General features: G+C 69.8%; 8 protein-coding genes. 1 reads left to right on the top strand and 7 read right to left on the bottom strand.

The window, feature by feature from the left end; translation table 11 throughout:
• The 4 genes from BLW84_RS13715 to BLW84_RS13700 form a co-directional block, all read right to left on the bottom strand.
• Positions 1-358 (bottom strand): CoA transferase (locus BLW84_RS13715; RefSeq protein ID WP_425441713.1); only part of this gene is annotated, 358 nt, incomplete at its 3' end.
• A 241-nt stretch (positions 359-599) separates the two neighbouring features.
• A complete protein-coding gene (locus BLW84_RS13710) occupies positions 600-1952 on the bottom strand; it encodes an NAD(P)/FAD-dependent oxidoreductase (RefSeq protein WP_093265487.1) in 1353 nt (450 codons plus the stop codon).
• Complete coding sequence (locus BLW84_RS13705; RefSeq protein WP_177226450.1) at positions 1949-2221, bottom strand: acyl carrier protein; 273 nt, start codon at positions 2219-2221, stop codon at positions 1949-1951. The genes BLW84_RS13710 and BLW84_RS13705 overlap by 4 nt, the downstream gene beginning before the upstream one ends.
• Before the next feature lie 50 nt (positions 2222-2271).
• Positions 2272-7209 carry a non-ribosomal peptide synthetase gene (locus BLW84_RS13700; RefSeq protein ID WP_093265484.1) on the bottom strand — a complete coding sequence of 1646 codons (4938 nt, stop codon included), beginning with the start codon at positions 7207-7209 and terminating at the stop codon, positions 2272-2274.
• 223 nt (positions 7210-7432) lie between these two features.
• On the opposite strand from BLW84_RS13700, the gene BLW84_RS13695 reads away from it, so the two are divergent.
• Positions 7433-8641, top strand: a complete 1209-nt coding sequence (locus BLW84_RS13695) for a GNAT family N-acetyltransferase (RefSeq protein WP_093265483.1) — start codon at positions 7433-7435, stop codon at positions 8639-8641.
• An 80-nt stretch (positions 8642-8721) separates the two neighbouring features.
• Here the strand turns inward: BLW84_RS13695 and BLW84_RS13690 are convergent, their stop codons facing one another.
• From BLW84_RS13690 to BLW84_RS13680, 3 genes are all read right to left on the bottom strand, one after another.
• Positions 8722-9477, bottom strand: coding sequence for a thioesterase II family protein (locus BLW84_RS13690; RefSeq protein WP_093265481.1), 756 nt, complete (start codon positions 9475-9477; stop codon positions 8722-8724).
• Between the two features lie 121 nt (positions 9478-9598).
• Positions 9599-10825, bottom strand: a complete 1227-nt coding sequence (locus BLW84_RS13685) for a cytochrome P450 (RefSeq protein WP_093265479.1) — start codon at positions 10823-10825, stop codon at positions 9599-9601.
• Positions 10826-11109: 284 nt separating this feature from the next.
• Entirely contained in the window at positions 11110-12363 is a 1254-nt protein-coding gene (locus BLW84_RS13680; protein WP_218157314.1) for an MFS transporter, read from the bottom strand.
• Between the last annotated feature and the right edge of the window lie 91 nt (positions 12364-12454).

The following is a 12454-nucleotide window of genomic DNA, read 5'->3' as shown; positions in this document are numbered from 1 at the left end:
TGTACGGGCCGTCACCGAAACCCTTGATCGAGGCGTAGACCAGCCGTGGGTTGATCTCACGCAACCGCTCCCAGGTGAAGCCCATCCGGTCGACGGTGCCGGGCCCGAAGTTCTCCACGAGCACATCGGAGCCGGCGACGAGCTCCGCGAAGATCTCCTTGCCGCGCTCGGACTTCATGTTCAGCGTGATGCTGCGCTTGTTGCAGTTGAGCATGGTGAAGTACAGGCTGTCGGCGTCGCCGACGTCACGCAGCTGCCGGCGGGTGATGTCGCCGGTGGGTGCCTCCAGCTTCACCACGTCGGCGCCGAGCCAGGCCAGGATCTGCGTCGCGGACGGTCCGGACTGGACATGCGTCATGTCCAACACCCGAACACCTTCCAAAGCACTCACATCAAGCACCTCACTTGTCTTTGCAGCGTGCTCTCGAAGTCGTCGAGTCGCGCGGTCTCCCGGAAGCCCGTGACCTGTGCGATGCCCCTGAAGTGCTACGGCGCGACTGGCCTCGGACATGCGCTTGGCGACGACGGAGTGCGCGTTCGACGTGCCGGAGGCCCCGCAGGCCGGGTTCCGGTGGGCGGCCTGCGGGGCCGGGGGACCGTCAGAAGCTGGGGGCCGAGGTGGGCGCCTTCAAGGTGCCCAGGTACGGGTGCCAGAGGTGGTCCGGGTTGTTCTCCACCTCCGCCACCACCTCGCGCATCGCCTTCAGCGCCTGGGGTTCCTCGCCGTCGTAGACGTCGCCCTGGAGCATCTTCAGGACGTCGATGCGGTAGCGCGGGTCCTGGACGAACGCGGTGAACAGCACGTTCAGGCGGTAGTAGATCGAGATGAACTCGTACCAGTACTTCACCGCCCGGCGCAGCTTGTTCTCGTAGGTGGCGAACCGCTGACTGGTGAAGTCACCCGCCTCGTGCGCCGCGATGATGTCCTGGCAGGCGATCCGGGCGCTGTTGAGGGCGACGCTGACGCCGCTGGAGAAGATCGGGTCGACGAACCGGGCGGCGTCACCGATCAGCACGAACCGGTCGCCGCAGATCTGCTTCATCGCGTAGCTGTAGTCGCCTTCGGTCTTGAACGGGCGCACCTGCTGGGAGTTCTTGAGCGCGTCGTACAACTCCGGGCGGCTGGAGACGAAGTCCCAGAAGAACTCCTCGCGATCCCCGCTGGCCTCCCGGAAGCGCCGCTTCTGCGTGACCACGCCGATGCTGGTGATCTCGTCGGTGATCGGGATCTGCCACACCCAGGTGTCCTTGATCGGCAGGAAGTGCACGAAGATGTGTTCGGCCTGGCTCGAATCGCCCGCCAGGGCTTCGCGGTCCAGCCCGCGGAACCAGGTGTGCACGGCGTACTGGTCGAAAACCGGGTCGGCGACCTTGGCCTTGAGCTGCCGGCCGAGCATCGTCTGCCGACCGGACGCGTCGACCACCATGCGGGCGGTGAACCCCACCTCGCGCTTGCCCACCCGGCAGGTCAGCCCCACCAGGTCCGGATCGGAGAAGTCGACGTGGCGCACCCGGATCCCGTTGAACACCGCGGCGCCCTGCTCCTCCGCGTGCTTGAGCAGGATCGCGTCGAACCGCCCGCGGTCGACGTGGAAGGTGTAGTCGCGGTCCACGCCGGGCTGGTTGCGCTCCACGAACTGGATGTCGGCGGTCCAGCCGTGGCTGAGCCCCTGGTAGCCCATCCGCGGGATGTCGCGGGACTCCGCGGAGGTCCAGGAAGCGCCGTACTTCTTGGGGAAACCGGCTTCGTCGATCTTCTCCAGGGCACCGATCTCCACCAGCACCGGGGTGGTCGCCGGCACCAGCGACTCCCCCACGTGCTCACGGGGGAAGGTCTCGCCCTCGAACACCGCCACCGAAAGGCCCGCGCGCGCCAGGTAGGAAGCGGCCGTCGAGCCGGCCGGGCCGCCACCGATGATCGCGACGTCGTAATCCGCTGCGGAGTTGGTCATGCCGCTCCTCCCGATCGCACCGGCGCCAGGTCTGCCAACATGGCGGCGAGGGTCGCGATGTCGGCGAAGTTGCGCATGTCCAGCCGAGCGAGAGGCACGTTCACGCCGAGCTCCTCGCGGATGAAGTTCAGCAGCACCGCCACCCGCAGCGAGTCGAGGATCCCGGCCTCCAGCAGCGGGGTCTCCGCGTCCAGGTCGGCCCGCTCCGATTCGGAGAGGAACTCCTCGCCCACGAACTTCACCAGTTCTGATCTGTATTCGTCGATCACGCCAGTCCCACTTTCCCGTCGCCATCTGCAGTTCGTCCGGATGCAGGTCGTCACCCAGGGAGATCGGTCGCGCGCAGTTCCTCCTCCGACATCTGGTCGACCTCGGCGCGGATCCGGGCCTCCACCGCCGCCGCCAGTTCGGCAACCGTGTCGCCCTCGAAGGCGGCGCGGATCGGCAGGTCCACCTCGAATTCCGACTGGATCGCGGCGATCAGCCGGATCGCCAAGATGGAGTTGCCGCCGTTGCCGAAGAAACCGGTGTGCGCGCCCGTCGGGACACCGAGCAGCTTGGTGAAGATCTCGGCGATCCGCTCTTCGACGATCCCGCGCGGGGCGACCAGTTCGGCCCCCGACCCGCCGACCGCGGGCAGCGCGGCCCGGTCGAGCTTCCCGTTGGCGGTCAAGGGGATCGAGTCGATCGGGGTGACCGCACTCGGCACCATGTACGAGGGCAGCCGCGCGGCGCAGTGGGCGAGCAGGTCCTCCGGCTTCAGATCAGCGCTGCTGAGCACGCAGTACGCGAGCGCAGTCGTGTTGCCCGACACATCCTCGCCGGCGATCACGACGGCATCGCGAACGCCCGGGTGCGCATCGAGAACTGCCGCTATTTCACCGAGTTCCACCCGATACCCACGGATCTTCACCTGCTCGTCGCGCCGCCCGGCGAAGTCGACAGCACCACCGGCCAGCACGCGCGCGAGGTCACCGGTCCGGTAGAGCCGCGCCCCAGGCGGACCGAAGGGATCCGGGATGAAGCGCTCGGCGGTCAGCTCGGGCCGGTTCGCGTAGCCGCGCGCCACACCGGTACCGCCGACGTACAGCTCGCCCACCACGCCGATCGGCGCCGGGCGCAGCGAATCGTCGAGCACGTACATCGACATCCCCGGCAGCGGCCGACCAATGGGCACCGAATCGCCGCCGACCGGGGTGGCCACCGGGAACGTGCAGGTACCGACCGATGCCTCCGTGGGCCCGTACTCGTTGATCAGCCGGCCCGCTCCCAGGGCGGTGGTCCACTGCTCGGCCAACCTGGGCGGCAGAGCTTCGCCCGCCACCACGACGACCTCCGCGAGCTGCCGCATCTGCGCTGGCGATACCTGGTGGGAGAGGATCTCCAGGTGCCCCGGGGTGAGCTTGAGGAAGCTCAACGGTGCGGCCGCCAGCAAGTGGCGTCCCAGTTCGGCCAGATCAAGGTCCGGCGGCAGCAGGTGCAGCGGCTGCCCGGCCAGCAGCGGCGCCCACAGGTTCGGCACCACCAGATCGAAGGCGACCGACGAGAACAGCGCCGCCCCACCGGCCCCGCGGCCGGCCAGCTCCGCGACCGCCCACCGGACGTGGTTGGCAAGTCCGCGGTGGCTGATCTGCACGCCCTTGGGCTCGCCGGTGGAACCGGAGGTGTAGATCACGTACGCCAGCTGGTCCAGGTCGGCGGCGCGCGCCAGCGGCGCGGGGTCCTCAGCGCGCACCGAGTCGACGAGCACCAGTTCGCCGTCGAACGCTTCGATTGCGCGCCGCTGGTGCTCGCGCTGGGTCACCAAGATCCGCGCACCGGCATCGGCTAGCGCGAAACCTGCCCGCTCCACCGGGAAATCGGGGTCCAGCGGCAGGTACGCGGCACCCGCCTTCCACACCGCGAGGAGCGCCACCGGCAAGTCGACGCCCCGCTCCAGCAGCACTCCGACCACCGATTCGGGCCCCGCACCGGCCGCGCGCAGCCGACGGGCGAGCTGGTTGGCCCGGGCGTCGAGTTCCGCGAACGACATCGACGCTTCGCCGGCGTTCAGGGCAACCGCATCGCCGGACACCGCAACCTGCCGCTCGAAGTCATCCAGCACGGACGCGGCCACCGGTGGCGCGTCGTGGTGGTGCCACGACGACAGCTCGTGCCGCTCGTCCTCGGGCAGGAACTCCAGCGCACCCAGCCGGGCCCGCGGATCGGCGACGACCGCACCCAGCAGTTCCAGGAAGTGCTTGCCGAACCGCGCGATCGTGCTCTGGTCGAACAGCGCGGTGGCGTACTCCAGCAGACCGACCATGCTGCCGTCGGGCTGCCTGCGCAGGTACAGCGTCAGATCGGTCTTGGCCACCTGCGACGCCCGGATCAGCGTGTCCAGCTCGGCGGAGTCCTCCGGTGCGCCGGTGAGCTCGTCGCCGTGGAAGTCGAACGCCACCTGGTACAGCGGTGTCCGGGACAGGTCGCGCTCCGGGACGAGTTCGGCCACCAGCCGCTCGAACGGCAACTCCTGGTGCTCGAAGGCATCCACGCAGGCCGCGCGGACCTGCTCCAGCGCCTGCTCGAAGGTGATGTCCGCGTCGAGGCGGCAGCGCAGCACGAGGCTGTTGAGGAAGAACCCGACCACACCTTCCAGCTCGGGCCGGTCCCGACCGGCGGTCGGCACGCCGACCGGCACGTCCCACTGCGAGCCGTGGCGGGCCAGCAGGGTGGCGAACGCCGTCAGCAGCGTCATGAACGGGGTCGCGCCGTGCCGCCGCCCCAGCTCGCCGAGCGCCTCGGCGACCTCGGGCGGGATCGTGAAGCCGACCACCGCACCGCGAGCGTCGCGGACCGCCGGTCGCGGGTGGTCCGGGCGCGGCGTCAGCGGCTCGACACCGGCCAGCGCCGTCCGCCAGTGCGCGAGTTCGTCCTCCAGCAGTTCCTCGGTCAGCCGCTCGCGCTGCCAGGCCGCGTAGTCGGCGTACTGGACCTCCAGGGCGGGCAACTTCGTCAGTCCGCCGGAGAAGATCTCGTAGAACTCGCGCTCCAACACCGCCGACGACCAGCCGTCGCAGACGATGTGGTGCATCAAGACCACCAGTGGATCGTCGCGGGTTTCGCCGTCCGGGCCGCGGAACAGCACGGCCCGGATGAGCGGCCCGCTCTCGAGGTCGAAACCGCGCGCGGTCTCCTGTTCGAGGACGTCGGGCATCTGGTCGCGACGACCGCGGTGCACTCGCAGTTCGACGCGCCTCGGCGGGTCGACGTACTGCACCGGTTCGTCACCGACGATCGCGAACCTGGTGCGCAGCGCCTCGTGGCGGGCCACGAGCGCGTCCAGCACGCTGCGGATGAGCTGCTCGTTGCTCCTGGCCGGAACCCGCAGGAACAGCCCGGACACCCATTCGCGGGCACCCGGGTTGATCCGGTCCAGCAGCCACAGCCGGCGCTGCCCGAAGGACACCGGCAACGCGCCGCCGCGCGGCACCGGACGCACCGGCGCGTCGGTTGCCGACGGCGCGATCAGACGTGCCTGCGCCTCGACCGTGGTGGCCCTCAGCAGCGCCGCCAACGGGATGTCCTTGCCAGTGGCCACCCGCAGCTGGTTGGCCAGGCGGGTGAACTGCAGCGACGAGCCGCCGAGCCGGAAGAACTCGTCGTGGGCGCCGACCTGGTCGACCTGGAGCAGGTCCTGCCACACCCGCGCGACCAGACGTTGGGCGTCGGTGCTCGGGGCCTCGGTCGGTACGGAGTCGGGGGCGGGCAGCGCGCGGCGGTCGATCTTGCCGCTCCGGGTGGTGGGGAACTCCGCCACCTCGACGAACGCGGGTGGCACGTGGGTGTCCGGCAGACGTTCGGCGAGGAACGCACGCGCATCGTCGACGGCCGCCGTTCCTCGCCGGCGCACGTAGGCCACCAGCCGCGTGGCACCGTTGGCTGCGGTGAACGAAGTGACCGCGGCCTCCAGCACGCCGGGGTGCGCCGCCAACGCAGTCTCCACCTCGCCGGGTTCGACCCGGACCCCGTTGACCTTGACCTGGTGGTCGATGCGGCCCAGGTATTCGAGGTTGCCGTCGGCCCGCCGCCGCGCGAGGTCTCCGGTGCGGTACCACCGCGCTCCGGGCGGGCCGTCCGGGTCGGGCACGAAGGATTCGGCCGTGAGCTCCGGGCGGCCGAGGTAGCCGTGGCCGACGCCGACGCCGCCGATGTGCAGCTCGCCCGCTTCGCCGGGCGGCACCGGCTCGCCCGCCGGGTCGCAGACCACCGCCCGCATGCCGTCGATCGGTTCTCCGATGGACACCGGCCCAGAACGCTGCAGCGGGTCGAACCGGTGAGCGGTCACGTCGATGGCGCACTCGCTGGGGCCGTAGGTGTTCCACACCTCGACCTCGCCGGCGCCGGGTTCGACGGCCCGCAAGAATTGTTGCCCGAGTTCGGCGTGCAGTGGCTCGCCACCTGACGAAAGGACGCGCAGCGAGGTGCACCGCTCCCAACCGGGTTCGGCGACCAGCGCGCGCAGCACCGAAGGCACCACCTGCAGCACCGTGATCCGGTGGTGGGCCAACGCATTCAGCAGCGCGGTCGGATTGCGCTCCGCACCGACCGGCGCCAGCACCGCGGTTCCGCCGCTGAGCAGGGGCGCGAAGATCTCCCAGCCCGCCGCGTCGAAGGTCAGCGGCGTCTTCTGCAGCACCCTGTCGCGCGGCGACAGCCGGTGGTTCGCCACTCGCCACCGCAGCTGGTTGCCGAAGCCCGCGTGGCTGACCACGACGCCCTTGGGCTTCCCGGTCGACCCCGAGGTGAACAGCACGTAGGCGGGGTGGGAACCCGAAACCTGGACCTCCGGTGCGGTTTCGGCCCTGTCGTCCAACACCTCCAGGACGTCGTCCAGGACGACCGAATCCACCCCGTCGAAGGTGTCCGCGCTATCGGTCAGCACGATCGATGCCCCGGTTTCGGCGAGCACCGCGGCCGTCCACGAGCGCGGGTGATCGGGGTCCAGCGGGGCGTAGGCGGCGCCCGCCTTCCACACCGCGAGCAAGGCGATGACCAATTTGGTGCTGCGACGCAGGCGAACCGCGACCGGGTGCTCTGCTCCCGCGCCGCGTTCGAGCAGCAGGTGCGCGAGCTGGTTGGCGCGCCGTTCGAGATCTTGGTAGGAAACTTCGCGCTCGTCGTCGACGAGCGCGACCGCATGGGGCGTCGCCGCAGCCTGGCCGGCGATGAGTTCGTGGGTCAGCGGGGTGCCGGGCGGACGTGACGCGCCGTTCATGCGATTCTCCCGTTGAGTCGGCGGCCCTCGGTTCAGGCCAGCGCGCACATGTCCCGAAAAGCCGTGTCTGCCTTGCGCCCCTGGACTCTCGTCAGCCGACCGATACTGCGGCTATACCTCGGCTATACGGCAGGGCGGGGCGCGACCGTCCGATTCGGATATAGGAAACGGATAGCGGGCCGGACGAAAATTTCACGCGATATCCGCCAGGGAGGTTGCGCGCATGCGAAAAGCTGAGATCCGACGGCTTGAAGTAGACGAATATCGAGCCGCATACGACGTGGCACGAGTCTCCCAGCACAACCCGCCGGTGTCGACGAGCGAGTGGGACCTCGCGAGGCACGTGTACGAGCCGGGGCTCGCGGTCGGCGCCATTGTGGACGGTGCGGTGGTCGGTACCGTGAACCTGCTGCCTTCCCAGCTGACCGTGCCGGGTGGGGCGTCGCTGCCGATGGCCGCCTCCACCGGTAGCGGGGTGCACACCGACTACACCCGGCAGGGCCTGTTCAACCGCCTCAAACAGGCGCAGTTCGACACCGCGGCGGAGCACGGCTACCTGCTCATCGGCAACACCCCCGCCCAAGCGACCCTCTACGGTCGGTTCGGGCATGGGGTCAGCACGCAGTCCCGGGCCCTGCGGATCCGCAAGCACGAGGCACGGCTGCGATCCGAAGTGCCTGCCGAAGGCACCGTCCGGCTGATCGACCCGGAAAGCTCGCTCGAACTGCTGCCGAAGCTGTACGAACAGCTCGGCCCGTACCGTCCCGGCGTGATCGCGCGCTCCGCGCACTGGTGGAAGGTCTACTGGGAACGCGCCATGCGCGCCGGTCAGCACTTCCGGATCGCGGTGCACTCAGGTGCGGCGGGCGATGACGGCTTCGCCGTGTACGCTGCCAAGGACAACGGCAGTCCGGGACCGAACGTCACCTTGCTGGTGACGGATTTCCACGCGGCAGGCCCGGCGGCCACCGCTGGGTTGTGGCGGCATCTGCTGAGCATCGACCTGGTGGACGAGGTGTGCGTGCGCACCCGGCCCACCGACGAGCTCGTCGAGGCGATGCTGGTGGATTGGCGCGGCTGCCGAACCCACTCGATCGACGACGAACTGTGGCTGCGGCTGCTCGATGTTCCCGCCGTGCTGGCCGCCCGCACGTACTGCGACGCGAAACCGGTCGTGCTGGAGGTCGTCGACGCGTTCCGGCCGGCCAACTCCGGCCGGTTCCGGATCTCGCCGGAAGGCGCCGTGCCCACTTCGGAAACCGCGCAGTTGACCGTGGACGTCGATGTGCTGGCGATGGCCTATCTCGGCACCACCAAGTTCTCCACGCTGGCCGGGATCGGCCGGGTGCAGGTCGCCGAGCCGGCGGCGCTGGCACACGCGGACCGGTTGTTCGCCACCGACGTCGCGTCCTTCTGCGGCACGCCCGTCTGACCCGGCGCGAGTCGGCGCGAGTGCGCACGCGCTCGCGCCGGCCCCGGGCAACGCCTTCGGCGCACCGCTCCCGCCGCGGTTCAGGTCGTGCTCGCCGATCGTGCGGCTGTCAAGCGGTTTCGCAGGAGCGCGATCAGGTCCGGCAGGGACTCGTCGAGGTAGAAGTGACCGCCGGGCAGGCTGTGCGCCTCGAACTCGCCCACCGCGACCTCCTGCCAGCGCTGGACGTCGGCCAAGGTCACCGTCTCGTCCCGGTCCCCGGCGATGGCGGTGACGGGGCAGGTCAGCGGCGCACCGGGCACGTAGCGGTAGGTCTCCACGAGGTGGAAGTCGTGGCGCAGCGACGGCAGTGCCAGCTGCCACATCTCGTCGTCCTCCAGGGCACTGGCCGCCGCGCCCCCGAGATCGCGGACGTAGTCCCGGATCTCCGCATCCCCGCGAGCGGTGGCGCGTGGGGTGCGCGCGGGTGGCGCGTCGCAGGCGGAGACGAACAGCCGGAGCAGCGGCGAGGGGAAGCGCGGACGCAGTCGCCGGGCCACTTCGAACGCCACGGTCGCGCCCATGCTGTGCCCGAACAACGCCGTCGGGCGGCCCAGCAGCGGTCGGATCTCGGGGACGATCTGGTCGGCGAGTTCGCCGATGTCGGCGGGCAGCGGATCCGCGTAGCGGTCCTGCCGGCCCGGGTACTGCACCGCGAGCACATCGAGGGAAGGCCCGGCCAGCTCCGCCCAGCCGCGGAACGCGCTCATCGCGCCACCGGCGTGCGGGAAGCAGATCAACTGCGCCTCGGCCTGGGAGCGCGGCAGGTACGAGCGCAACCATCGTTGTTCTGACATCGGCGTCCTCTCCTGGGGAACGAGATTCGTGGGCGGCTCCGGTGCGAATCACCGAGGAGACCGGGGAGCAAGCCGACCCGCACGACCGGCGTCTGGCGCTCCGATCGGCACGCCCGCGAGGTCAGCGGATCGGCGTGAAGTGGATCGGCAGGCGTTGCAGGAAGCGGAAGTTGACGCTCTCCAACCACGGCGGGTTCGGCTCGGCCAGACGCAGATCGGCCGCGCGGGACAACAACCGGGCGATCGCGATCTCGATCTCGGCGACCGCCAGGGACGCGCCCAGGCAGTAGTGGATGCCATGCCCGAAGGAGAGGTGGTCGTTGGCCTTGCGGGTGACGTCGAGCCGGTCCGGGTCGGCGTAGTGCTGCGGATCGCGGTTCCCGGCGCCCAGCACCAGGGCCACCGACTGGTCGCGTTCGATCCGGTGCCCACCGATCTCGATGTCGGCCAACGCCACCCGGCTGGTGAACTGCACGGAGCTGTCGTACCGCAGGAACTCGTGCGCGGCGTTGGCGGCCAGCTCCGGCTTGTCCCGCAGCAGCTGCTGCTGGTCCTCGTTCTCGATCAGCGCCAGCACCGCATTGCCGATCAGGTGCGTCGTGGTGGCCTGCCCGGCGTCGATGAGCAGCAGGAAGTTCGCGAAGATCTCGTCCTCGCCGTAGTTGTCGCGCTGGAGCTGCCCGGCGATCATCTTGCTGAACAGGTCGGTGCCGGTGCCGGTGCGACGCCCGTGCGCGCCCTCGTCGAACAGCCGGCGCAGGGCGTTGAGACGCGGCACTTCCTTGCGCGACTGGGTGAAGAACTCGTGCAGCAGGCCTTGCCAGCCGGCCAGCAGGTGAGCGCCGTGTTCGGGAACGCCGGCCAGTCGGCGGATCACGTCTCGGGTGAGCGGCTCGGAGAAGTCGTGGATCACGTCCATCCGGCCCTGCTCGATCGCGCGGTCCAGCAGCGAATCCACCAGCTCCTCGATCACCGGGCGGATCTCCCGGATGAACCGGGGCGTCAGGCCGGGCCGGATGAGCTGCCGCAGCTTGGTGTGCCGGGGCGGTTCGTTGAACAGCATCATGCCGGACAACGCGTTCTTCAACGGTGCCAGGCCGGTGCGCGCGGTGGCGGGCAACTGCTCGTAGAAGGCATCGATCCGCGCGCCGGAGAGGCGGTCGTCCTTGGACAGCTCGGCGATCTCGTCGTAGCCGAGCACGATCCAGGTGCGCATCCACTCGTCCCAGTGGACCGGCCCCCGCTCCCGCATCGCCCGGTACAGCCCGTAGGGGTTGTTCTCCCACTCGGGGCTGAAGAGGCTGAACAGGCTCGGTGGCACGCGAACGGCGTCCGTGGCATCGCTCATAGCCGAACTCTCCGCGCACCACCTATATTTCTTCGGTCGCCCGGCTATGCGGGTGCACAAATCGGCCTGCGTAGCGGTGCGGGTAGCGGAACCTCAGACGCCGCCTCGACTGTGGGATCCCCTCCTGATGTATGTCCAATACGCGGCGTCGGGGCTGTCCTCGCCGAGAGCCCTTTCGGGCGGGCACAGCCTGAGAACCCGCGGCGGTGCGAGTTGCGTGGCAGAAATCGGCTGACGCCGCTTGCCTGACGGCAACCTGCGGTTAAGCCCGATTTGCGCGGGCTCTATGCGTCCGGGATGCGGACCCGCTCCGCGGTCCGGATGGCCGGGTTCAGCACCGCCGCGAGGGTCACCGCCGCCATCACCGCGCTCACGCCGAGGACCGTGTTGCCGGTGCCGAACGACGCCAGCAGGAAACCTGCGGCCAGCGCGCCCAGCGAGTTCGTGCCCGAGCTGACCAGGCTGCCCACGCTGCCCACCCGGCCCTGCATCTCGTCCGGGGTCACCTGCACCTGGTAGACGCCCGCCATCACGTTGATCAGGGCGCCGGCGAAGGACATCCCGGAGTACAGGGCGCCGAGGACCACCGGGTTCCCGGTGAGCCCGATCATCGGCATCAGCAGTGACCACACCGCGAAGGTGCAGATCATCAAGGTGCCCGGCCGCATGCGCCGCACGAAGAACGACCCGCTCAGGGCACCGCACAGGCCGCCCACGCCGGAGGCGGCGCCGATGATCCCGATGACCGCCGGGGAGCCGCCGTGTTCCTTCACCGTGACGGTCAAGGTCAGCGCCAGGACCTGGAACAGCAGGTTGGTGCTGGCCACCAGCAGCACCGCGGAGCGCAGGAACCGCTGCCGGAACAGCCACGCGACGCCCTCGGTGATCTCCGCGCCGAGCCGGTTCGGCCCAGCGCGGCGTTCGACCCGGAACTCCTTCTTGATCCGCACCAGGTTCCCGAGCGCCACCAGGTGGCCGACCGCGGTCACCACGAACGGCGCCCAGTGCACCAGCGCGAACAGCGTGCTGCCGAGCGGCTGGCCGAGCAGCCCGGCGCCCCGGCTGCGGGCCTCGTTCCGCGACATCGCGGTGGCCAGCTGATCGGTGTGCACTACCGCGCGCACCGCGGCCCGTTCGGCCAAGCGGTAGAAGATGCCCGCGGAACCCTCGACGAACGCCACGACCAGCAGGTGCGGCAACCACAGGTGGCCCAGCAGCAGCGCCACGCCGACGCTGCCGATCGACACCATCGACACCGCATCGCAGACGATCATCGTCCGGCGTCGGTCCCACCGGTCGACGAACACCCCGGCGGGCAGCTGCAGCAGGAGCAGCGGCAGCAGCGCGGCGAAGCCGACCAGTCCGGCGTCCACGGCGGACCCGCCGAACCAGATCATCAGCAGCGGATAGGTGACCCGGGTGACCGAGCCACCGAGCGCGGAGATGCCCACCCCGGTCCACAGGAGCCAGAAGTCGCGGTTCTTCCGCAGCGGGACGGCGGGCGGCGGCACCGTGGTGGGCCCATCGGCGACGCTCACCGGCACTTCCCTCCGGTCGGTTGCATGATTTCCTTCCAGCTAAGCGGAATCGGCTTGCACAGCGGTACATCGGAGGCCTTCGCATCCCGGA

Origin of the sequence: Saccharopolyspora shandongensis (genome assembly GCF_900106995.1) — a bacterium.
Classification (GTDB): Bacteria; Actinomycetota; Actinomycetes; order Mycobacteriales; family Pseudonocardiaceae; genus Saccharopolyspora; species Saccharopolyspora shandongensis.
This window is presented reverse-complemented; position numbering and strand designations above follow the sequence as displayed.

Bases quoted from the DNA above. Each gene is read 5' to 3' on its own strand.
- BLW84_RS13710 (WP_093265487.1), bottom strand. From the start codon at position 1,952: ATGACCAACTCCGCAGCGGATTACGACGTCGCGATCATCGGTGGCGGC.
- BLW84_RS13700 (WP_093265484.1), bottom strand. From the start codon at position 7,209: ATGAACGGCGCGTCACGTCCGCCCGGCACCCCGCTGACCCACGAACTC.
- BLW84_RS13695 (WP_093265483.1), top strand. From the start codon at position 7,433: ATGCGAAAAGCTGAGATCCGACGGCTTGAAGTAGACGAATATCGAGCC.
- BLW84_RS13690 (WP_093265481.1), bottom strand. From the start codon at position 9,477: ATGTCAGAACAACGATGGTTGCGCTCGTACCTGCCGCGCTCCCAGGCC.
- BLW84_RS13685 (WP_093265479.1), bottom strand. From the start codon at position 10,825: ATGAGCGATGCCACGGACGCCGTTCGCGTGCCACCGAGCCTGTTCAGC.